The sequence below is a fragment of the Salipaludibacillus keqinensis genome (assembly GCF_003226325.1).
GTDB lineage: Bacteria > Bacillota > Bacilli > Bacillales > Salisediminibacteriaceae > Salipaludibacillus > Salipaludibacillus keqinensis.
Genome location: NZ_PDOD01000001.1, coordinates 597,740 through 621,094 on the forward strand (window position 1 = coordinate 597,740; position 23,355 = coordinate 621,094).

At 38.5% G+C, this 23,355-nt stretch carries 23 protein-coding genes; 20 read left to right on the forward strand and 3 right to left on the reverse strand.

The genetic code is table 11. The features are described 5' to 3' along the window. Window positions 1-8: 8 nt before the first annotated feature. The 13 genes from CR194_RS03120 to CR194_RS03180 all read left to right on the forward strand — a co-directional run bounded on the left by CR194_RS03120 (window position 9) and on the right by CR194_RS03180 (window position 14,325). Entirely contained in the window at window positions 9-1,157 is a 1,149-nt protein-coding gene (locus CR194_RS03120) for a CCA tRNA nucleotidyltransferase (protein WP_110608172.1), read from the forward strand. Next, complete coding sequence (locus tag CR194_RS03125; RefSeq protein ID WP_110608173.1) at window positions 1,147-2,109, forward strand: biotin--[acetyl-CoA-carboxylase] ligase; 963 nt, start codon at window positions 1,147-1,149, stop codon at window positions 2,107-2,109. The genes CR194_RS03120 and CR194_RS03125 overlap by 11 nt, the downstream gene beginning before the upstream one ends. 298 nt (window positions 2,110-2,407) lie before the next feature. Further along, window positions 2,408-3,253 (forward strand): 3-methyl-2-oxobutanoate hydroxymethyltransferase, encoded by an 846-nt coding sequence (gene panB, locus CR194_RS03130; protein WP_110608174.1) that lies wholly within the window; start codon window positions 2,408-2,410, stop codon window positions 3,251-3,253. Further along, the gene (gene panC / locus CR194_RS03135) at window positions 3,246-4,121 is read left to right on the forward strand and encodes a pantoate--beta-alanine ligase (RefSeq protein ID WP_110608175.1); all 876 of its coding nucleotides are present in this window, start codon (window positions 3,246-3,248) and stop codon (window positions 4,119-4,121) included. Before panB ends, panC begins: the two co-directional genes overlap by 8 nt. Then, window positions 4,111-4,494, forward strand: a complete 384-nt coding sequence (panD, locus tag CR194_RS03140; protein ID WP_110608176.1) for an aspartate 1-decarboxylase — start codon at window positions 4,111-4,113, stop codon at window positions 4,492-4,494. The genes panC and panD overlap by 11 nt, the downstream gene beginning before the upstream one ends. A gap of 354 nt (window positions 4,495-4,848) precedes the next feature. After that, window positions 4,849-7,644, forward strand: a complete 2,796-nt coding sequence (gene dinG, locus CR194_RS03145; RefSeq protein ID WP_110608177.1) for an ATP-dependent DNA helicase DinG — start codon at window positions 4,849-4,851, stop codon at window positions 7,642-7,644. Between the two features lie 36 nt (window positions 7,645-7,680). After that, window positions 7,681-8,988, forward strand: coding sequence for an amidohydrolase (locus CR194_RS03150; protein WP_233254207.1), 1,308 nt, complete (start codon window positions 7,681-7,683; stop codon window positions 8,986-8,988). Between the two features lie 194 nt (window positions 8,989-9,182). Continuing rightward, window positions 9,183-9,674: a cell wall elongation regulator TseB-like domain-containing protein gene (locus tag CR194_RS03155; RefSeq protein ID WP_110608178.1), complete on the forward strand. Its 492-nt coding sequence runs from the start codon at window positions 9,183-9,185 to the stop codon at window positions 9,672-9,674. A 68-nt stretch (window positions 9,675-9,742) separates the two neighbouring features. Then, a complete protein-coding gene (locus tag CR194_RS03160; protein ID WP_110608179.1) occupies window positions 9,743-10,921 on the forward strand; it encodes a pyridoxal phosphate-dependent aminotransferase in 1,179 nt (392 codons plus the stop codon). 128 nt (window positions 10,922-11,049) lie between these two features. Further along, window positions 11,050-12,339 (forward strand): asparagine--tRNA ligase, encoded by a 1,290-nt coding sequence (gene asnS / locus CR194_RS03165; protein ID WP_110608180.1) that lies wholly within the window; start codon window positions 11,050-11,052, stop codon window positions 12,337-12,339. A gap of 89 nt (window positions 12,340-12,428) precedes the next feature. Beyond that, window positions 12,429-13,148 (forward strand): DnaD domain-containing protein, encoded by a 720-nt coding sequence (locus CR194_RS03170; RefSeq protein WP_233254208.1) that lies wholly within the window; start codon window positions 12,429-12,431, stop codon window positions 13,146-13,148. Continuing rightward, a complete protein-coding gene (nth, locus tag CR194_RS03175; RefSeq protein ID WP_110608181.1) occupies window positions 13,148-13,810 on the forward strand; it encodes an endonuclease III in 663 nt (220 codons plus the stop codon). Before CR194_RS03170 ends, nth begins: the two co-directional genes overlap by 1 nt. Continuing rightward, entirely contained in the window at window positions 13,807-14,325 is a 519-nt protein-coding gene (locus CR194_RS03180) for a YpoC family protein (protein WP_110608182.1), read from the forward strand. Before nth ends, CR194_RS03180 begins: the two co-directional genes overlap by 4 nt. Window positions 14,326-14,402: 77 nt before the next feature. Here the strand turns inward: CR194_RS03180 and CR194_RS03185 are convergent, their stop codons facing one another. Further along, window positions 14,403-17,159, reverse strand: a complete 2,757-nt coding sequence (locus CR194_RS03185; RefSeq protein ID WP_110608183.1) for a transglycosylase domain-containing protein — start codon at window positions 17,157-17,159, stop codon at window positions 14,403-14,405. A 32-nt stretch (window positions 17,160-17,191) separates the two neighbouring features. Then, window positions 17,192-17,803: a Holliday junction resolvase RecU gene (gene recU, locus CR194_RS03190; RefSeq protein WP_110608184.1), complete on the reverse strand. Its 612-nt coding sequence runs from the start codon at window positions 17,801-17,803 to the stop codon at window positions 17,192-17,194. 193 nt (window positions 17,804-17,996) lie between these two features. Here recU and CR194_RS03195 point away from each other — a divergent pair, with 193 nt between their 5' ends. From CR194_RS03195 to CR194_RS03210, 4 genes are all read left to right on the forward strand, one after another. After that, window positions 17,997-18,971: a DUF2515 family protein gene (locus tag CR194_RS03195; RefSeq protein ID WP_110608185.1), complete on the forward strand. Its 975-nt coding sequence runs from the start codon at window positions 17,997-17,999 to the stop codon at window positions 18,969-18,971. A 370-nt stretch (window positions 18,972-19,341) separates the two neighbouring features. Then, window positions 19,342-19,869 (forward strand): helix-turn-helix domain-containing protein, encoded by a 528-nt coding sequence (locus CR194_RS03200; protein ID WP_110608186.1) that lies wholly within the window; start codon window positions 19,342-19,344, stop codon window positions 19,867-19,869. Window positions 19,870-19,910: 41 nt separating this feature from the next. After that, window positions 19,911-20,270: a YppE family protein gene (locus tag CR194_RS03205; RefSeq protein ID WP_110608187.1), complete on the forward strand. Its 360-nt coding sequence runs from the start codon at window positions 19,911-19,913 to the stop codon at window positions 20,268-20,270. Between the two features lie 129 nt (window positions 20,271-20,399). Then, the gene (locus CR194_RS03210; protein ID WP_110608188.1) at window positions 20,400-20,855 is read left to right on the forward strand and encodes a TcaA NTF2-like domain-containing protein; all 456 of its coding nucleotides are present in this window, start codon (window positions 20,400-20,402) and stop codon (window positions 20,853-20,855) included. Between the two features lie 223 nt (window positions 20,856-21,078). On the opposite strand, the gene cbpA is transcribed toward CR194_RS03210, so the two are convergent. Then, window positions 21,079-21,708 (reverse strand): cyclic di-AMP binding protein CbpA, encoded by a 630-nt coding sequence (gene cbpA, locus CR194_RS03215; RefSeq protein ID WP_110608189.1) that lies wholly within the window; start codon window positions 21,706-21,708, stop codon window positions 21,079-21,081. A gap of 131 nt (window positions 21,709-21,839) precedes the next feature. On the opposite strand from cbpA, the gene CR194_RS03220 reads away from it, so the two are divergent. The 3 genes from CR194_RS03220 to CR194_RS03230 all read left to right on the forward strand — a co-directional run bounded on the left by CR194_RS03220 (window position 21,840) and on the right by CR194_RS03230 (window position 23,340). After that, complete coding sequence (locus CR194_RS03220; RefSeq protein ID WP_110608190.1) at window positions 21,840-22,412, forward strand: cysteine hydrolase family protein; 573 nt, start codon at window positions 21,840-21,842, stop codon at window positions 22,410-22,412. A gap of 52 nt (window positions 22,413-22,464) precedes the next feature. Beyond that, window positions 22,465-22,659 carry a hypothetical protein gene (locus CR194_RS03225; protein WP_110608191.1) on the forward strand — a complete coding sequence of 65 codons (195 nt, stop codon included), beginning with the start codon at window positions 22,465-22,467 and terminating at the stop codon, window positions 22,657-22,659. A 63-nt stretch (window positions 22,660-22,722) separates the two neighbouring features. Next, a complete protein-coding gene (locus CR194_RS03230) occupies window positions 22,723-23,340 on the forward strand; it encodes a cyclase family protein (protein ID WP_110608192.1) in 618 nt (205 codons plus the stop codon). The last annotated feature ends 15 nt before the right edge of the window (window positions 23,341-23,355 follow it).

A 23,355-nucleotide genomic window follows, 5' to 3' on the forward strand; every position in this document is an offset into this window, starting at 1 on the left:
AGTGGCTTATGAATTGGACAGAAGCAGGGCAAAAAGTGCTCAATCAATTAGAGGAGTCGGGCTTCGACTCTTACATCGTTGGCGGAGCGGTGCGAGATAAGTTGATTGGTAAGGTGGTCATGGATGTTGATATTTGTACAAAGGCAACAGTAGAAGAGATACAGTCGGTGTTTCTTAGAACGATCGAAGTGGGCATTCAACATGGAACGGTTATTGTTCCAATTAGAGGGTTTCCAGTTCAAGTAAGTACGTTTAAAGGAAATACCTTAGAGGAAGATTTGCTACAAAGAGACTTTACAATCAATGCTATGGCTGAAAATAGATTAGGTGACATCATTGATCCCTTAGGAGGGAAAAAAGATTTACATAAACGGCTCATTCGATCAGTAACGAATACGAGCCAACCTTTTGAGAAAGATCCTCTTCGACTTTTAAGAGCACTAAGATTTGCCTTGCAATTTCATTTTCATATTGAAGAAAGAACACAAGAAGGGATGAATTCTTTCTCACACCTCATGAATTCTCCGGCTATTGAGAGAATTTCTGCAGAGTTAGAGAAAATAAGTACATGTTCTCTAGATGGTGAACAGTGGACATGGTTGTTGGATCAACCAGTGTTTCAACAATTAAATAGCCTTTTTCAAAATCATGAACTAAAACGTTCACTTAAAGCACAGGAACGGCCTGTTGTTATCCAAGATTATCTTACATGGTGGAGTTTCGCCCTCTACGATGAGGATGTTTCACTTGTTAAAAATGGGCTAAGTCATTACAAAAGGTCAAATCGATTATCAAAAGATGTGATAGCGATTCATCAAAGTATAAGTCAATTAAAGCAGGGCTATTGTACGTCTTACGATTTATACAAACTTGGAAAAACGAGATTAACGATTGCTCTCCATTTGCTTAATCACCTCCAACAAAAACAAACTGATGAGACAACCTTGTTAAATGCCTATGATCATTTGCCAATCAAAGAGAAAAAGGAAATACTTATCACAGGAAGAGATATTCTGGATCATTTTCCTTCCTACGCCGGTCATGAAGTTGGACAGTTAATAAAAGACATTGAAAGAAATGTAGTAAGTGGTCAATTACATAACGAGCAACAAGCGATCTTGGATTGGATTAGGAGGAAGGAAAGGAATGAAGACTAAAGTATTAACGTTACTAAGAGAAAACAAAGACACTTTTTTATCAGGTGAGAAAATAAGCAATGAATTGGATTGCAGTCGAACAGCGGTTTGGAAGCATATTGATTCCCTTAGAAAAGAAGGATATGACATTGTGGCCGTTCAAAATAAAGGGTATCAATTGAAAAAGAGTGGTAGTCAGCTCAGCGAACATGATTTGGTGTCAAGAATAAAAGAAAATAATTTGTTCCATCATGTCGTTTATCATTCCTTGGTCACGTCGACGCAAGTCATCGCTCATCAATTGGTGAACGAAGGGGCAAGAGAAGGAACCATTGTCGTTGCAGACGAGCAAACTGCCGGAAAAGGAAGACTCGGTCGAACGTGGGACTCTCAACATGAAACGGGCATTTGGATGAGCCTTATCTTAAAGCCTTTAGTGGATTTTAGACAAGCGCCTCAATTGACATTAGTTGCGGCAGTGGCATTAGCAAGAGCGTTGCAAAATAAATCTGGTCAACAGATTGATATCAAGTGGCCGAATGATTTGCTCGTAAACGGGAAAAAAATTTGTGGAATTTTAACAGAACTCCAAGCAGATCCAGACCGAATCAAGTCCGTTATTATTGGCATAGGGGTTAATGTAAACCATGAACATTTCCCGCAAGAAATAACGGATATTGCAACTTCTTTAAAGAAAGAATCAGGAAAGAACTTCGATCGGGCAGAATTGATTACGGATATTTTAGATGAATTCAGCTGGCTTTATGAAGCCTATTTAACAAACGGTTTTTCACTTATAAAGCCACTTTGGGAAGCGCATTCTTTGTCGATTGGTAAGAAAGTTATTGCAAGACGCGCTAAGGATTCACTTGTTGGTATAGCTTTAGGAATAAATGAAAATGGGGTCCTGTTACTTCAAGATGAGACAGGCCATGTACATGAAATTTATTCGGCTGATATAGAAATAAGTTAGATTAACATCTTTTTACGAAATTTGATATAATGTAATTGGACAGTATCATATTGAACTGTACCGAGTGATATGACTAGAAACATAGATCTGCCTTGATCCATTTATGGACGGGGACAGAAGGTTGAACCAAAATAGGACACGCATCTATTTTCACACACCTGCTTGTAATCTGAAATAAGACTGGTGTTATTTGCGTATGCTGTTCGTCTTTTACTGACGATTTCAAACCTTCTTCCCGGCGGAAGAGGGTTTTTTGTTCAGAAAAACCTCTTATCCCGAGAACGAGAGGAGTTATAAAATGAAGACTACTGCCGACTTTAAGAAAATGAAAAATAGCCAAGAACCGATTGTGATGTTGACTGCTTACGACGCTCCCAGTGCCAAGCTAGCTGAAAAAGCTTCGGTCGACACAATTCTCGTTGGAGATTCTTTAGGAATGGTCGTTTTAGGCTATGAATCGACTGTGCCAGTTACAATGGAAGATATGATTCATCATACGAAAGCAGTAAAAAGAGGAGCAAGAGACACCTTTATAATCGCTGATATGCCTTTTCTCAGCTATCATGCCTCTGATCAAGAAACATTTACGAATGCTCGACGATTAATCCAAGATGGGGGAGCTCACGCGATTAAAATGGAAGGAAATGGATCTGTTCTTGAAAAAGCTAAAAAACTGGTTCATGGCGGAGTACCTGTCGTTTGTCATCTTGGTTTAACTCCTCAAACGGTTGGAGTGATGGGCGGATACGGGGTACAGGGAAAAGAAGCAGCCGATGCCGAGAAACTTCTGAACGATGCGGAAACGGTTGAGCAAGTAGGTGCATCAATGCTAGTTTTGGAATGTGTCCCAGAAAGTTTAGCAAGAGAAGTGTCTAATCGTTTGAGTATCCCGGTAATCGGTATTGGAGCAGGAAGAGATACGGATGGTCAAGTACTTGTTTACCATGATGTCATTGGTTATTATTCAGGACACACACCTAAATTTGTAAAACAATATTCTACCATCGGTGAAACGATCGAAGCGTCCATTCAACAATTCACAAACGAAGTGAAATCAAATAAATTTCCAGAAGAGAAACACGTTTTTCAACCAGTGGATCGGTTAACTAGTGAAATCTATGGAGGAAAAGGCAGCAATGATTGAAATAAATACGATTAAAGAAATGAAACAGTGGGTCCTATCGAGAAAAAAAGAAGGGCAAACCGTCGGATTTGTTCCTACGATGGGTTTTCTACACGAGGGTCACTTATCTCTTGTGAAAAAAGCCAAAAGTGAGTCAGATGTGGTGATAATGAGTGTATTTGTCAATCCTCTGCAATTTGGTGAAGGAGAAGATTTTGAAGAGTATCCACGTAATAAACACCGTGATGAAGATTTAGCAAAAGACCACGGTGTGGACGTGTTATTTTACCCTGACGCAAAAGAAATGTATCCAGGACCAATGAGTGTCTCAATGAAGGTACATCATGGAGTAGACGTCCTTTGTGGTGCCAGCAGACCAGGGCATTTTGATGGTGTTGCTACTGTGGTTATGAAACTATTTCAGATAACAGATCCTGACAAAGCTTTCTTTGGCATGAAAGATGCTCAACAAGTAGCAGTGATACAAAATATGGTTCGTGACTTTCATTTAGATGTTGACGTTGTGCCAGTGGACATTGTTAGAGAAGAGGATGGATTAGCGAAGAGTTCACGAAATGTGAATTTATCAGAATCTGAGCGGAAAGAAGCTCATCACCTCTCTAAGACGTTAAATCAAGCCAAGGTGGAAGTTGTTGAAGGACGAATTTCCACTTCAAAAGCGCTTGAAGCATGGACGAGGAAAGAATTAGCTCAGAGAATCACTGGCAAACTTGATTATGTCCAAGTTCTTCGTTTTCCAGACTTAATGGAATTGACTGATTTACAAGGTAAAATCATTTTAGCTGTAGCTGTATTTTATGATAGGGCAAGAATAATAGATAATATCACGTGGGAAATAGGGAAGGGAGAATTCAATCATGTTTCGTGAAATGATGAGTGGAAAGCTTCATCGAGCGACGGTGACAGAAGCAGACTTAAACTATGTAGGCAGTATAACGATAGATGAAGATTTACTAGATGCGGTAGGAATGCTTGAAAATGAAAAAGTGCAAATTGTTAATAATAATAATGGGGCAAGGTTGGAGACCTACATCATCAAAGGCAAAAGAGGGTCTAAAACGGTTTGTTTAAATGGTGCAGCAGCGAGATTGGTGCAACCAGGAGACAAAGTTATTATTATATCTTATAAGTGGCTTCAGGAAGTGGATTGTAATTCACATCAACCGAAAGTGGCTATATTAAACGATGAGAACGAGGTTATTGAGATGATGGGAACAGAACCAGCAGCCACGTACAGATAAGAAAATTGTTGACTATATAATAAGAGGTGTAATTTTTGAGTAAACCGAGGGGATTCTGAGATCTATTTCATTCAATCTTTTTGGGACCTATCATGTGAAAAAAACTTAATTAGCTTCCTATCAGTGTAAAAGTAAAAAAGACCTTTTCTGTTCTATACGACCAGATAAAAGGTCTTTTTCATTGAAAAGGGCAGGTAATATAAGGACAATGAAATCATTTTGTTTCGTTCTTTGAAATCAACCACAATATTTATTACAGCTTTCTTATTTAAGTCTCCTTTACCTTCTTGAGATGATTGTATACTCAACTCATGCTACAATGATAAATGACTTCAGTAGAAAGTAGGTAATGTGATGAATCGCTTTGTCGTCCTCGACGTTGAAACTACAGGTGTAGCTTTTTCCCGAGGAGATCGTATAATACAATTAGCATATTCAGTGGTGGAGCACGATCAGATTGTCCATCGCTATTCTACATACATAAATCCCGACCGTTCCATCCCCGCGTTTATTCAATCGTTAACGAATATTGAAGAAGGAGATGTGAAAGACGCACCGGTGTTCTCAGAAATCGCTCCTCAACTATTAAAAGATTTAGATGGGGCTTATTTTGTGGCTCATAATGCAGATTTCGACTTAGGTTTTGTCAATGCTGAATTGGATGATGCAGGTTACCCGGGTTTCACTGGTCCGATTATTGACACTGTAGAACTCTCGCGTATTGCGTTCCCCACTCAAGATAGTTTTAAATTAGGGCAACTTGCGGAGAAATTTGATATGGATCATTTAGAGCCTCACCGGGCAGACAGTGATGCAGAAGCTACGGCTCTACTTCTAATGGAGATTTTCAGAACGTTATCAGCACTACCATTGCTTACACTACAACAATTAGAGAAGCTATCAACGAAATTAAAGAGCGATCTCGGTTCAATTTTAATGGTGTGGGTGAATAATAAGAAAGCAGCTCCTGAAGAAGACCATATTGATGCTTTTAATGGCATCGCTTTGAAAAAAGACACCCCATTACACTCGTCCCAAATTGAAATGGAAGATATCCCAACTGTAAACGATTTTTTGAACGCCACGTTAAATGATGAGCAGCATATGAGACAGCTCATTCCTGAATATGAACGACGAAGCGGACAAATAGAGATGATTGAATTTATTGACGGGATCTTTTCTGATAACAAGATTGGGCTTGTAGAGGCAGGAACTGGGACAGGTAAGACGTTAGCCTATTTAATACCAGCAGCTCTTTATGCCATTAAACATCAAGAACCAGTAGTAATCAGTACGGAAACGATTCAATTGCAAGAACAAATTGTTAACAAAGAACTTCCCGTTTTACAAAAAATTCTCCCTTTTCCTTTACAAACCGCTCTGTTAAAAGGAAGGAACCACTATTTATGTCTACAAAAGTTTGAGAACGTGTTGAACAGTGATTCAGTGGATTCATACGATCGTTCATTATCGAAAGCACAGATTCTCGTCTGGTTGACCGAAACGATCACTGGAGATGTAGAGGAATTGAGCTTAGCTGCGGGAAATACGCGGTTTTGGCATGAGATAGCAAGTGATCCAGCATCCTGTTCGAGTCCTAGTTGCCCTTGGTTCTCTCGATGTTTTTACCAACGGGCGAGAAAAAAATCGAAACAAGCAAATATCATTGTGACTAATCACGCTCTGTTATGCACTGATTTAGTAACAGACCATCAATTGATCCCAAGTTATTCTACACTCATTGTAGATGAGGCCCATCATCTTGAAGATACTGCGACTCGTCAATTCGGTGATAAATTAGACTATTTAACAATGACCCAATTATTGAATGATTTAACTAGCCGAGATAAAGAAGGATGGGTCCCGAATCAAATTTGGGGAAAGATGGAACAGTCATTAAAAACAGAATGTGCAGATTTAGAAGAACAAGCTAAAATAGTTAAACAGGAATGGAATGATTTATTTTTATTGTTAAATCAGTACGTTACCAGAGGTTTATCAGGAACGAATGAAACAGGACGTTTATCTAAAGTCATTCAATTTAAAGACCCTTCGTGGTCGAAAGTGACTGAGGCGGCCAAACGTTCAGATCAATTATTAAAAGGAATCTTAAAGCGTTTGGGACATATTGCGAGGGAGACTGAAATTATGATCGAAGAGAAATCCTCTGATGAACGTCGAGAATTGGATTGGCTCGATTCGACATTGTCTCAAATGGAACAGCAATATGAATTTTTCTATGATTTAATTTTAGATCAGGACGAGGACTCTGTTTATTGGCTGGAACTAGAAACAAAAGGTCCTAAACAATCGATATCTATACAACGATGTCCAATAGAGATCTCTGAAAAATTAGCAGACCAGTTTTTCATGAAGAAAAATCGGGTTATCTTAACGTCAGCTACCATTACTGTAAACAATAAATTTAATTACATGATCCAACGGTTGGGGCTTGAGGATTTTCCTGTTGAGACGAAACAAGTAGACTCACCTTTTTCCTGGGAGACACAAGTTTCATTTATGGTGCCTGAAGACATGCCATTAATCCAAGAAGCAGGGGAAGAAGCCTATATTGAAGCGGCTGCGATGCAGATCTATCGTATTGCTCACGTTACTCAAGGTAAGATGCTCGTGCTATTCACTTCTTATGATATGTTACGGCGAACGTATCAACTTCTGAAAAAATTATTAGACGAATCATTCATGCTCATCGCTCAAGGTGTTCAAACGAAAAGTCGCTCGAAACTAACGAAGAATTTCCAACAATTCGATCAATCTATTTTACTTGGAACAAGTAGCTTTTGGGAAGGGGTAGATATTCCGGGAAGTGACTTAAGTGCAATTGTTATGGCTCGCCTGCCATTTAGTCCTCCTAATGATCCAGTGTTCAAGGCCCGTTCAGATCGTTTAAAGCTAGAAGGAGAATCTCCGTTCATGAAGCTTGCACTTCCTCAAGCAATCCTACGCTTTAAACAAGGATTTGGGAGGTTAATTCGACGATCTTCAGACAAAGGGATAGTCGTTGTCTTAGACCGGAGAATTGTGAATACAAGATACGGAAAATCCTTTACTAAATCATTGCCGGATATTCCTCTAATAGAAGAGCCTATGAGTGAAATGGAAGACCGAATTGAAAAATGGTTCCAATAACGAGGGACAAAAAAGTAATCAAGGAGGGGGATATAGGTGAAGAATTTGTTAATACACTCAGTGACGGTGGTGACAATGGAGGAAAGCCATCAAATCTTTTATGGGTACGTCATCGTAGAAAAAGGTTTGTTTAAAACAGTTGGAAAAGGTTCACCCTCTTCTAAAGAAATAGCGGATGCAGATGAAGTAATTGATGGTCAAGGCAAATGGCTTATGCCTGGGTTAGTGAATACACATGGTCATTTAGGGAGCACCCTTCTCAGGGGAGCGGGAGACGATATGCCATTAATGGATTGGCTAAAACAAATCATGTGGCCGAACGAATCAAGGTTCGATAAAGAAACAGTAACGATCGCTGCCCAGTTAGCTATGATAGAAATGATTAAATCAGGTACGACAACATTTTTAGATATGTACCATTTGTTTATGGAGGATATGGCTGAACTTGTCATTGACATCGGCATGAGAGCGACCTTATGTCGAGGCATGATCGGGCTCTGTTCTGAAGAAGAACAAGAGCAAAAGTTAGCCGAGTCAGTGAAGTTATATAAAGATTTTCATGGAGAAAGTGACGGGAAAATTTCTATAGCTTTGTCACCTCATGCCCCTTACACATGTCCACCTCCATTCATGAAGCGCGCGGCTGAAGAGGCGAAGAAACACAATATGATGATCCACACTCATGTTTCAGAAACTAGAGGCGAAGTGGAACAGCATGTAAAGGAGTATGGCAAGCGTCCTATCGTTCATTTAGAAGAACTAGGCTTGTTTCATAGCCCATGTTTAATTGCTCATGGCGTCCATGTGAATGAAGAAGAAATGGTCATTTTAAAAGAGAATGATGTAGCCGTTTCTCATAATCCAATAAGTAACTTGAAATTAGGCTCAGGTATTGCTCCGATTCCTGAAATGGTATCAAAAGGAATTACCGTTGGCCTTGGTACAGATTCGACAGCTAGTAACAATAACTTGGATTTATTTGAGGAAATGAGAATGGCTGCTTTGATTCATAAAGGCAAACAAGAGAATCCTTCAGTGACTAACAGTCTAAAAACGTTGGAGATGGCTACTTTTAAAGGTGCTGAAGCATTAAGGATCTCTCAATTAGGTAAAATTCGATCAAAGTTTAAAGCGGACTTTATATTAGTAGATCCAGCTGCACCTCACCTTACACCTTGGGAAAATAATAGAGTACATTCCCATTTAGTTTACGCTGCAAAGGGAAGTGACGTAACGGATGTGTTTGTGGGCGGTAAAGCGTTATACTCGAATAAGTCTTTAGTAAAACTCGATGAAGAAAAAATACTTTATGAAGCAAACAATAAACTAGAAAATTTCGTTTAAATCTAGCCAGTAGTTTAAAATGTGATAAAATAATCTTCATAACCTTAACATTTTTAAACAGTAACCATCTTCATAGCTTTTGAGGAGAAGAGGTCACTAAAACGGCTAGACTTTACTGGAAAACGAAGTGAGGGAACGACTTAAGAGCGAAACAAAAAGAATTGTAAACATTTAAGAAATGTGAGGGATGAGTAATGAAAGCGTGGATCATCTCTATTTCTGTGATTGGGTTCACAGTGATGTTAGGGTTGTCTATTTATCTTTACCAAGTCATTGCTGAGCCGATTCGCGATCGGCAAGAACAAGCTGTTTCATTAGCAGGAGAACAGCTGGATTTCACCGAAGTTAGAGGAGTAGAATATTACCATGGTCGCCGTTCCTATCAAATCATTGATGCCGTAGATGAAGATGGAAACGACGTTTACATATGGGTAGAAGAACGAGACGATGAAGACGAACCAAATATAGAAACTAGACTACATTCTGATGGATTATCAAAGCAACAAGTGATTGACATTGCTCAGCAAGAATTAACAATGGAACGTTTGAAATCCGTTCAACTTGGCATGATTGGTTCGACTCCAGTATATGAAGTAAATTATATTGATGAGTTGGATCGGCATTCGTTTTATTATTTGACTTTTGAAGACGGTACTTATATTCGTCACTATCAATTTTTATCTTAAAAAACAGCTCTGTTTCGATAATTATCTATAGGTAAACAAAGCTGAATAATATTAAGGAGAGATATACCATGAATTTTTCATCTCGAGTAACATCTATTACCCCATCTTCTACACTAGCTATCACAGCCAAAGCGAAACAGTTAAAAGCTGAAGGGCATGATGTCATTGGTCTAGGAGCAGGTGAGCCGGACTTTAATACTCCTAATTATATAATTGAAGCCAGCTATCAATCGATGCTTGATGGCCATACGAAGTATACTCCAGCAGCAGGTTTACCCGAATTGAAAAAAGCAATCTCTGATAAATTTAAACAGGACCAAGGAATTGATTATGCGAATGATGAAATCATCGTAACGAGTGGCGCGAAGCACTCATTATCTTTGTTATTTCAAACGATTCTTGAGGAAGGGGAAGAAGTTATTATTCCATCTCCTTACTGGGTTAGTTATCCCGAGCAAGTAAAAGTAGCAGGCGGAAAACCTGTCATTGTTGAAGGGAAAGAAGAATACGAGTTTAAAGTGACGAAAGAGCAAGTGGAAGAAGCGATTACTGAAAATACGAAAGCCCTCATTATCAACTCACCAAGTAACCCAACAGGTGTGATGTATAACAAAGAAGAACTAAAAGAAATCGGTGAAATTTGTCTTAAACATAACATCTTAATTGTTTCAGATGAAATTTACGAAAAGCTTATTTACGACGGAAAAGAGCATGTATCTATCGCTCAACTATCTCCGGAGTTAAAAGAACAAACGTTAATCGTTAATGGTGTCTCTAAGTCTCATTCTATGACTGGATGGAGAATCGGCTATACCGCAGGCAACAAAGAAATCATTAAAAAAATGTCTAATGTGGCAAGTCATACTACATCCAACCCTGCGGTTATGTCTCAATACGGAGCCATTGCTGCGTATACAAAAGATGATGGATCAGTCGAAAATATGAGGCAATCATTTGAAGAGCGACTAAACAAAGTATACACTCAGTTAAATGATATTCCAGGATTTTCTTGTGTCAAGCCACAAGGAGCATTCTATTTGTTTCCTAACGTCAAAGAAGCAGTAGAAAAAAGTCCATATGAAACGACGGATGAGTGGGTGACAGCCTTACTTGAAGAAGAAAAAGTAGCTGTCGTGCCGGGTAGTGGTTTCGGTTCTCCTGATAATATTCGTTTATCTTATGCGACAAGTCTTGAGCAGTTTGAAGGTGCTTTAGAGCGAATTCAAAAGTTTGTTGAGAAATACTAGTAATTTAGTGATCGAAGGAGAGTTTATGGCGGTTTTGGCTGTTTTCACCTTTCATTGACTTCTTTTTTGCGAGAAAGGTATAATGAGAAGGGTGTTTTATATTGAAGCAGATTGTTGGAGGTAATAACGTGAAAACGACGATTACAGAAGTAGGAAATTATGTGGAACAAAAAGTAACCATCGGTGCATGGTTAGCTAATAAACGGTCAAGCGGTAAAATTGCATTTCTTCAGTTACGAGACGGAACAGGTTTTATTCAAGGCGTTGTTGTTAAAGCTGAAGTTGGCGAAGAAATCTTTCAACAAGCTAAAAACTTAACACAAGAGTCCTCTATCTACGTGACGGGCATCGTCAGAAAAGATGACAGAGCCCCTTCAGGCTATGAGCTAAGCGTTAATGGACTTGAAATTATTCATGAAGCAACAGAATACCCTATTACACCGAAAGAGCATGGGACAGAATTCCTTATGGATCATCGTCACCTATGGCTCAGATCGAAGCGTCAACACGCGATTATGAAAGTTCGTAATGAAATCATTCGAGCTACCTATGAATTTTTTAATGATAATGGGTTTGTTAAAGTAGATCCGCCAATCTTAACAGGAAGCTCTGCAGAAGGAACGACTAACTTATTCCATACGAAATACTTCGAAGAAGATGCATACCTTTCTCAAAGTGGTCAGCTTTACATGGAAGCAGCTGCGATGGCTTTAGGGAAAGTATTCTCATTTGGCCCGACTTTTCGAGCAGAGAAGTCAAAAACAAGACGTCATTTAATAGAATTCTGGATGATTGAACCTGAGATGGCCTTCATGGACCACGAAGAGAGTTTAGTCGTGCAGGAAAGCTATGTGAGCTATGTTGTTCAATCTGTGTTAACAAATTGTAAGTTAGAATTAAAGGCCCTTGAGAGAGATACGTCTAAATTAGAACAAGTTCAAGCGCCTTTCCCAAGAATTTCATATGATGATGCGATTGAATTCTTGAAAGAGGAAGGACATGAAATTGAATGGGGAGAAGATTTTGGAGCGCCCCATGAAACAGCGATTGCTGAAAAATATGACAAGCCTGTATTCATTACTAATTACCCTAAAGATATCAAGGCTTTTTATATGAAGCCTCATCCTACACGGGATGATGTTGTCTTATGTGCAGATTTAATCGCACCAGAAGGATATGGAGAGATTATTGGCGGGAGCCAACGAATAGATGATGAGGAACTATTGAAGCAGCGTTACGCAGAACATAACCTCTCGGAAGATGCTTACCGATGGTATTTGGACCTGCGAAAATACGGTTCTGTTCCTCATTCAGGTTTCGGTTTAGGTTTAGAGCGAACTGTTGGATGGATTTGCGGAACTGAACATGTAAGAGAAACAATTCCATTCCCGCGCCTACTTAACCGCTTATACCCTTAATGTGTTCAAGTAAAGGCCTCTATCCTAGAGGCCTTTCTTTATTCATTAATGGAAAATGATTCAGCAAGGAATTGAGGAGGTGGAAAAGAGTGCAAAAAGATTTAAGCCTACAATTACTAATGGAGAAGCCGATAACCTTGCCCGGACTGCTGTTTAAACATTACAAAGATTTGGGCCTATCAGACATGCAATTTTTAATTTTAATTCATATCAGACAGTTCCATCAAGAAGGGAACCAATTTCCTACACCGAGTGATTTAATCGCCCGAATGACAAACACAGAACAAGAGTGTACGCAGCAGTTAAAGCAATTGTTAACGAATCGATTTATTGAAATTGTAGAAGTAAAGGGTACAAACGAAAAAATCTCCGAGGTTATTTCAATTGATCCTCTCTTTGAGAAATTGCATATGTATTTAAATGAACAAAGCCAAGAGAAAGGTCAAGATCATCAAAAGATGGAAGAGGGGAAACTTTTTCAAAGGTTTGAAGAAGAATTTGCCAGACCTCTTTCGCCAATGGAAATGGAGATGGTCTCGATGTGGCTAGATGACGATCAGCATGAATCTCATATCATTGAAGCTGCACTCAGGGAAGCTGTTGTGTCATCTCGAATGAACTTTCGTTATATCGACCGGATTTTATTCGATTGGAAAAAGAATGGTGTGAAAACAATCGAACAGGCAAAAGCTCACGGTGAAAAAGTAAGGAGTCATCAGCAGACGTCTCAAAGATACCAGCGTAAAGAATCAACCGTTCCAAAAAAGAGACATCCTGGTTACAATTGGTTAGAAGGAGACGATAACTGATGCTGACGAATAGTCAAATAAATGCAGCCCTTGAGAAGATAGGGGAGATGTTCCCCGAGGCGGAATGTGAGTTAATTCACTCTAATCCTTTTCAGTTGACCATTGCTGTGGTTCTTTCAGCACAAGCGACAGATGCACTTGTTAATAGAGTCACACCAGGTCTGTTTGAAAAATATAAAACTCCCGAAGATTTTGTTCAAGTCTCCCTAGAAGAGTTAGAACAGGATATTAAATCGATAGGATTATTTCGAAGTAAAGCAAAAAATATAAAAAAACTCTCCCAATCACTGATCGAACAGTATAATAGTGAGGTTCCAAAAGAACGTGATGAACTGATAAAGCTTGCTGGGGTAGGGCGTAAAACAGCGAATGTCGTTGCTTCAGTGGCCTTTAACGAACCGGCTATCGCCGTAGACACTCATGTTGAACGAGTTAGTAAGAGGTTAGGGATTTGCCGGTGGAAAGACTCGGTTCTAGAAGTTGAAAAGACGCTTATGAGAAAAGTCCCTAAAAAAGACTGGTCAGTCACTCATCATCGATTGATTTTCTTCGGGCGATACCATTGTAAGTCTCAATCTCCAAAATGCATGGAATGTCCGTTGCTAGAATTATGTCGAGAAGGGAAAAAAAGATTGAAAAAACAAGGTATTGAAGTAACATGACAACAATTTTAACCGTCCCAGCATCTTTTATTTTTCGTCCCTTTTTCGAAGAGGGAGCTCACTTTTCGATCAATGACGAAGCACATTTTTTTAATGAGAGCGCTAATTCTATTCCTTTTTATGATGATCTATTAAATGTTATTCAAATAGATAAAAGTGAACAAGCACCGTGGCATGAACCGAAGCGAGCGATAAATCAGTTGGTAGATCGCTGGAATAACCAAGGGAAACCGTATTTAGCACGTTGTTATCAGCAAAGAAATCGGTTAGCTGCCCGACCTGTTATGATTCAATATACCGCTTATTTTATACAAGGGATGCATTGGATCGATGGTCAACCAGTGACCTCATTAAGATCTATCATGACTTCTCTTAAGGATTTGCCTTTTTCGCCTATGAATGTAGAAGATCGGTTAGCGTTTGTGTTAACAACAGTTGATCACCACCATGCGTTTATTACGTTAACACAGCTATATGACGAAGCTAGAAAGAAATGGGCATTATATCAAAAGTAATTTAGGCGAAACTGTCATAAAAAAAATGGTTCAATAAGAAAAGCTAGCTAGGTTATTCCCTAGCTAGCTTTTTTTAATTAGTTATTATTGTTTTCATTCTGTTGATTTTCTGCTTCATTTGCACCGACATCAGTCTCTTCTTCAGTGTTATTGTTCTCATTGTTGGTCGCGTTTCCACTGTCGTTGCTGGTATCGTTAGCTTCATCATTGTTAGTTTCAGCCTCGTTGTTGTTACTTCCATTGTTATTTGGTTCATTATTAATTGGTTCATTATTAATTGGTTCTTCCTCATTGTTTGACTCATTGTCATTGTTATTATTTAGATTATTATTTTCTGTCTCGTTTTCCTCGTTCGGTTCTTCGTTTAGTTCTTCTTCTTCATTTAATTCTTCGTTTTCTTCATTCTCTTCATTCTCTTCATTCTCTTCTTCTTCAATGTCTTCCTCTTCGTCCTCTTCTTCATCTGGTATTCTAACCTCTACTGTTGCGGGGTCACTTTGCACATCTTCGTCATCATCTGCGATCGCAGTAACTCTAACAGTATAAGTTTCGCCAGACTCAGGTGAGTCGATCTGATAAGACAAGTCTTTTGTAATATCAATTAAGGTAAAATCATTACTTTGACTATCGCTTAGTTCCAGTCTAAAGCTGAAATCATCTCGAGATTCTTCTGGGTAATTCCATTCTACTAGGATCGCATCCATTTCTTCATCATAACTGGCCTGCAAGCCTTGGATGGAGTTTGCATCTGGAATCTCAAATTCCTCAGAAACTTCGGTAGGCTCAGTACCACGGACGAAATATTCATGGACAATCTCACTATCAGGCGTAAAGTCACTAGGAAGCTCGCCTGTGGATTTCTCGATCCCAATGCGGACCACCGAATCAGGTTGTACAAAATCGGATGTATCACGGCCTTGATGGGCGTATTCCATGACTTCCTTGAATATATCTCTAGAAATATGATGTTCATTATTATTCATGATAATTTGACCATCACCAATAGATGGGTAACCCGTCCACACAGCTGCAGTTAATTCTGTTGTGTAACCTGCAAACCAACCGTCACGGATAGCTGAATCAGGGATGTCATGATTATCTCGGTCGTCCTGAGTAAAGTTAGAGGAACCGGTTTTTCCTGCAACGTCTAGACCGGCTATTTGAGCTCTTTGGCCTGTTCCGGATTGAACTACATCTTTAAGCATGTCAGAAATCATAAACGCTGTGTAATCATTCATAGCTTGCTCAGGTTCAGGTGAAAGGTCAATGACTCTACCGTCTGGAAATTCTACTTTTCGAACGGTATGAGGTTCATTGTATTCACCTTGGTTACCAAAGGCACCGTAAGCTCCAGTCATTTGATAGGAAGAGACTTCATTGGCACCTAAAGCATAGGATTCATGCATTTCTTCTAATGGTATTCCTAAGCGCTGACCAAAAGCCTGAGCTTCGTCTAATCCAACTTCGTGAAGGGCTTTAACGGCAGGTACATTAAGAGAATCTTTTAATGCTTCTCGCATGGAGATGGAACCTCTGTAACTATCACGATTGAAGTTACGTACTGGTGTTGTTCCATCAGAATAGGTATACTCTTCATCCACAATCTGATGGTACGTAGACCATTGTAACTCATCAATGGCTGGTCCATAGTCTAAAATCGGTTTCATGGAAGAACCAGCTTGTCTTCGTGGGTTTGTCGCCCAGTTCCATTGCCTAACGCCTTCAGCTGGTTCGCGCATTCCACCAATAGCTCGAACTTCACCTGTTTTTGTTTCCATTAACGTTATGCCTGCTTGAAACATTTCATCAGGAAAGTCAATCACATCATTCTGCATGACATTTTCTACATGGCTTTGCAGATCTTGATCAAGGTTTGTGTAAATTTTCAATCCACCTGTATAGATATCACTAGCTTCAACTCCATCAATTTCTTCTACTTCATCAAGAACTTGATCGATATAAGATTGAAATTCATTGGATTGTCGTTCGCTACGCTGAAGCTGTTCTTCAACAGGTACGCTCATCGCCGTGTCTGCTTCTTCTTGAGTAATCTTTTCATTACTTAACATACGGTTAATAACCGTATTTCGTCGATTTTCTGCAGCTTCCGGATTGTTAAACGGATTGTGTGCATTTGGACGTTGAGGAATACCGGCTAACAAAGCGGCATCTTCAATATTAAGCTCATCTAAATCTTTACTAAAATAATAGTTAGCAGCTTCGACGACACCATATCTTGAATCAGAAAAATAAATCGCATTCATATACATTTCAAGAATTTGGTCTTTCGTGTACTGTTGTTCAAGTTTTACAGCCAAGTATTGCTCTTGAAGTTTTCTAGTCATCGTTTTATCAAACTCGAAGAAAAGGTTCTTGACCACTTGCTGAGTAATCGTACTGGCTCCTTCACTTCCAAATCCACCCGTAATATTTGCTCTGATCGCTCCACCAATTCGCCGAACGTCGATGCCGAAATGATCATAGAAACGAGTGTCTTCCACAGATAACACTGCATCCTTTAATACAGAAGGGACCTCATCAATATTAGCCATTCGTCGGTTTTCAGCAGCGTGAAGGGTCGTAATCAGCTCATCGTCCATATCCATGATTTCCGGGTTTAAGGCTAAGGTAAGTCGCTCAGGATCAAGGTCAGGGGCACCCCGCATAATAGAAAATACAGTGATGGTACCGACAACCATCATGACTAATAACATGACTCCAAGTGCTGTGAGTACTTTTTTCCATGTCCCTTTTTTACTCTTTGATTTATTATTGCTAGATTGGTTTTTATTTTTTGATTTTCTGCGTTCTTGTCTTGAATAGTTTTCAGACATTTTTCATCTTCCTTTCAATACTGCCGTTGCTTTTACTCAACTGACAATATTTTATCAATCGTTTTTAAGTAGTCAATTCTAGGATGGAATCCTATAGGAATAAGATATCCACATGATTCTATTTCACGTTTCGGAATAGATTTCCGTTTTTTGTCCTGTTCATCGTAGAAACTAAACAAATCTTCAGCTTTTAGTAAATATACTTCATCTAATAAAGAAAACCTTAACAAGGCAAAAGCAAAACCATGATGGCTAATCACTTCTTTCATATGCGTAATCTGGTGATCATGAAAGTTCTTCAAAGGGAAACTTGTTTTATTTTTTGTTTCTTTAGCTTCAAAATCAATATATCGACCTTTATACACACCATTATAATCGGTAGTAGATGGTTTTTTGAAATAGGCCTCGGTTACCACTGCTGCACTTCGTTTAGGGTAATTCACATTAACGATCTGCAAGGGAGTGGGTTTTTTATGAATGATAGCTATATGATGGGATCGATAATATTCATTTGTGACGTTTATATCCTCCTCTAAACTCATTCCACGATTACTAAACCGTTCGTCTTTGTTTTTGTCGTTTTTTTTATGAGAAAGGATTCGCTTATTTTGAAATTTTTTTCCGTTGGGGTAACGAATGGTCATCTTCATCTCCCTTTCCCTCGACATGGTTGTTTATTATTTCTTTATAAGGAAAGAAACCATCACTATATCTTACCATATCTTCTAGAAGAGGAAATAGGATTTTACTCTCATTAATGGGAGTGAAGCCAAATAAGTAGGGTATAATACGAGGAAAGTAGAATAAATAGTGGATCTATAGAAAGGGAAGAGGTCGTTGAATAAGAGACAAATTCTTAAAACGGTTCGTAAATTAACGGCTAAGAATAATGTGGATAACGTGGCTCGTACGGATTCTTATCAGCAATTTTATGACTCTTATCCTGAGATCCGTTGGGCGTATCTTGCTAGTTTTGTTTCTCGGAATGCAGGTTGGTCCATGTCCGATCTATTGTCACATTCTCTAGTGGAGATGCTCTCTAAAGAATGGCGGAGAAGATTATTTATTTCCCTTGAAAGGGCTAATTGGTTAATTTTCTCGGATGCCTATCCACAATTAATGATCTATCAATTTTCTCAGAAGATAGGGAAACCCTTGTTTGATTTATTATCTTTTTTTGATGTCTCTAAGTGGATGATGCAGCAATGGTGGGTATTTTGGTATGACAGAAATGAAGATCAATTAATGAAGGCCTTAATCATTAATGAACAACATGTGATTGAAAAACCAGTTATTCGCGCCCCCTTTTTTAGAGATGTCCTTTTTCATCGGCCGAGCTATGAGTGGCAAGAAAGACTGCACTTCAGTGTGGTGATTTTTCCTTCTATTTGTGGAGAAATTTATGGTATTTCTGTAGACCATTTTACTGATGTAAAAAAAAGAGTGGAATTAGGAGGGAAGCTCGCATGGCTTCTGTTTCACTCGCCTGTACGAGAAGAGATCAGGGAGTACTTCCAAGACACATTGTATACAGGCAATCGGTCGATAGATATTCCAGAAATCACTCATGAAAAAGATATAAACCTTCCATTGAGAATATGCTATCCAATGATTCATCACGGCGACAATAAAAGAAGAGACTGGTCCTTATCTGATGAGTTCGAACCTGATTTACTTTTAAGAAGGAAGAATAAAGTCCCTCGTCGTTATCAAATCACCGACTGGTACCAACATAAACAACACCAAATACATACTGCAGCTAAGCTTAGCTCTTACGTTAGAGGCACACAAAAGAAGAATCAGAACACATGAGGTTCTGATTCTTAGTATGGCAATGAAATGAATGGTCCAGATCATAGAAAATCTTTAAAGTATGGGGAATGCAATGTTTATGTTGCTGGGCGGTTAGGGCCTCTATTTTTCTTATCCACTTGACCTTTAGTGGGTTGTTGATGTTGTTTTTTTGATGAGCCATTGCGTTGGGATGATTCATTTTCATGTTTCACTTCTTACTCACCTCCCTCTACACAGTTATTGTGTGCAGATAAAGAAACTTCATTCTAGAGAATTTGAAAGAAATCTACTTTCTTTGCCGAATGAGAACTAGTTTTGTCACCAACAAAGGAATTTAGATTTGCTTAGAGAATACAGAGAGAAAATAGTTAAAAGGAGTGGTAGGCTTATGTCAATATCTAAGTGGAAAACAAAGGACATTGCCGATGAGTTAAGAGTCAATCCTTCAACGGTTCAAAGGTGGATTAAGTATTTTCAGTTACCTTATGAAGTCAATAAACATGGTCATTTCGAATTGACGGAAGAAACGTATCAAAAGCTTCATCATATTCACAGTGAAACAAAAGAAGGGAAAAAGATGAGACACATATCATTGTCAGAAGCTACCTCTTCAATAAATATAAGACCAAAAGAAAAAATGGTGCCAGCGCAACGATTAGACGAAAGGATTGAAAAACTAATCATTCAAGTAGAACAGTTAGACCGGAACCTTCACACGAAAGCGGACGAAGTAGTTGAATACCAAGTTCTTAATCACAGAAAAGAAATCAATGAATTGAACGGATTGATCTCTCAATTAACTCAACGTTTGAAGGTACTAGAAGATGAGCTAAGCAAGAAAGAAAAAGCTTCAAAAGATAAATCAGGAGAAATTCCTCTAAGAAAAAGAAGGCTAGCGGGTATCTTTAGTTTGTAACTGTTCATGATTTTGATACAATCTTCTTGAGGTGATAAGGAATGAATCAAGAAGAGTGGCAACTTTTAAAGGAAAAAACGAGTAACCTTCGTCAATTAAATGAAAAAGCTTACGAAAATTATAAAGAATTTTCAGTAGGGGATAAAGAGGCAGATTTTTTCGGTCATGTGAAGCCGTTTGCTGATGATGTGAAGATTCAATTAGAAGCGTGGACACCAATGGTACTAAAATGGCTAGAATACGAAAAACCGTCCTATCTTCATCCACAACAAATTGATCAGCTAGTAGAGAATTTCGAAATACTATCCGTCACTTGTTTCCAAAAAGATACGAAAAATAAAAAACTTATGGAAAGATATAAATCCATCGAGTATACGTTGTCTCTCGTTGTACAGTCGTAATCTTCAGAATGAAGAGATCCTAAATAGAAGAGAAGGGCCCAACGTGAGCGATTTTGCTTGCGTTTTTTCTTTGTGTGGAAAAAACTTTTCCGGTATACTCATGGAGGAAGGTTGAGAGGGGGAGACAAAGTGAAAAAGATAACCATTCTTATAATGGTCATGATATTGTTTACTATGGGATGTGACGAAGAAGATCATTGGGAAAATGTGAATGATGATGAGACATCACAGGAAATCATTGAACTAATGGAAGACTATAAATTAGCATGGGAAGAAAGCCTCTCCACACAGTCATATTCAATCATGGAATCGTATTTTGTTGGGAACAGTCAAGTGTTTCATATGGAAAGGAAGCAACATCAACAATTAACTGGGGAAAGGAAAATTGAGCGATTTCTAGAAGCTGACGACATCGAAATTGAGGTGAATCAGTTTGACGAATATAGAGTTAGATGGAATGAAACTGTGGAAATTGACCAATTGGATTCTATTTATGAAGAAACGAGAGCTAGAAACTACTACTTGGGTGAAGGTAGAAACGGCTTCAGAATTATAGCCATTGAACGATCGGATGAAGTTAGTTAGGTCGATTTTAGTGAATGGATCATAATGGAAAAAATGAAAGGACCTTATTAACTTTAGGCCCTTAGTTAGAATTTTAATAAAAAGAGCGGACTTGAATATTTATCTCTCAAGTCCGATTTCTCATCTATATCAGCTTTTCTAAAATATTAAGCTTATTTAACAAGCTTTATGGAAGTATAACTTCATAGAGTCATTCGAAATTGAATTATTATTAACTTTCATGTTAAATTTTTTCAATATCAAATACGCGGAAACCTTCACCTTCAAGGTGGCTAATGACTTTTTTCAGAGTGGGTTCAGAAGTCTCTTTCGGTAACGTGACTAAAACTCTTCTAAAGAATGTACTTTCATTATCTAAAGACATAAGACTTTGGATGTTCGTAAATTTCTTTAAACTTGCAACAATGGTACTTAGAGCTCCTTGATATTCGTGTGTTGAAATCGTAAGTGTATAACTTCCTGTTCTCACACCCCATGAGTCTTCGAGAATTTCCATTACATTGGCGTGTGTTAGGATCCCCGTAAACTTGTTATCTTCATTTAACACAGCTAAATACGGGTATTTTTTTATATTGCTGAAGATACGGAAGAACGATGCTTGCTCTTGAATAGAAACGTCCTTGTTTTCAACAAGGTTCATTATGGATTCGTCCCAAGTTGCCGTTTCCTTAACAATGGCCCTGTAAATTTCTTGGACGTAAATGTTCCCTTTAAAATATGTACCAGTGTCGTCCAATACGGGAACACAACGATAACCGTTATTTTCTAACTCCTCGGCAGCTTGACGAACGGTAAATGATTCTTTGCAGTAACGAACTTTTTCTTTATCAATGATATTATATTTAATCTTCATAAAATTCCCCTTTCAATACATGGATTGTTTTTATTATATACGAAAACTTTCAGAAAAAAAATAATCTTTCAAAATTGGTCTGATTATTTGTAAATGGTACAATAGAAGGAATCAATAAAGAGGAGGATTTTATGAAAGCATTAATTGTTGTTGACTACACAAATGATTTTGTTGCAGAGGATGGTAAATTGACATGTGGTGAACGGGGTCAGTCAATTGAAGAGAGAATCACCGATTTAACGAAGTCGTTTATTGAATCAGATGATTTCGTAGTTTTTGCAGTAGATGCCCATGAAGCAGAAGATCCATATCATCCTGAATCTAAACTTTTTCCACCTCATAATATCAAAGGGACTAAAGGTAGAGCCCTATACGGAAGCCTGGGGCATTATGTTGATCAATTAACTTATGACAGGGAAACCTCTTTTGACTGGATGGACAAATCCAGATATAGTGCTTTCGCCGGTACGCACTTGGAATTGAAATTGAGAGAAAGAAATATTCGTGAAATTCATTTAGTTGGTGTTTGCACCGACATATGCGTTCTTCATACAGCCATTGATAGTTATAACAAAGGCTTCCACACAGTTATTCATGCGGATGCAGTTGAGAGTTTTAACCCAGTAGGGCACGATTGGGCTTTAGAGCATTTTTCAAAAACGCTAGGAGCTAAAGTGGTAGAAAATTGGGTCGAGGTAAAATAACTACGATTGAATTATTTTAAAGCGGGTATTCTTTCTAACAGGAGGGATAAACATGGAATTACAAACGATTCGTAAAAAACTAGAAGAAGTGGCGCACATGAGTCAAGAATTAAAAAATACTTACTATCGATTAAATGATAACGAAAAAAAGGAATTTAAAATTGGCTATCCCATGGATGTAGATGTAGATGAATTGGCTAAGCAATTATTTGAATGGTCTGAAATCCAGTTTGAAAGAAATAAGTAAGGAACAGCCCCTGTTAAACTAGCAGGGGCTGAACCTATGCAAGTGATATGAAAGGATGATAAGATGCCTTACATTGATATAACGAAAACACTTAAAGAAAAGATGGATGTTTGGCCTGGTGATTCTCCATATACATATCAATCCACTATGTCAATAAGCAAAGGAGACACAGTGAATGTAGGGAAAATTGAAATGAGCTCTCACACTGGAACTCATTTAGATGCTCCTTACCATTATGATCAAAAAGGGATGACCATAGATGAGATTCCTTTAGAGGGTGTTTGTGGAGAATGCCTAGTAGTGGATGCAAGGGACCATCCTATCATTAAGGAGGATGATATTCTTCGATTGGATTTAAAAGGGATTAAAAAAATTCTGTTTAAAACGACCGCTGACATTCATGGACATAAGTATGAAGACTATCCTGTCTTCTCTGAAAAAGCAGCAACGGTATTAGGTGAAAAAGGTGTGCAGTTAATTGGCACAGATGCGCCTTCAGTTGATCCTTTAACGAGTAAGACACTTCCTGCCCATCATGCTTTCCGAAAAGGAGACGTATTGATTTTGGAAGGTCTTGCCCTCCACCATGTGGATCCTGGAACCTATGAACTTATAGCTCTTCCGTTGAAAATACAACAAGGTGATGGTTCTCCTGTTCGTGCAGTGTTAAAGGAAATGTAAAGTGTATAAACTTGC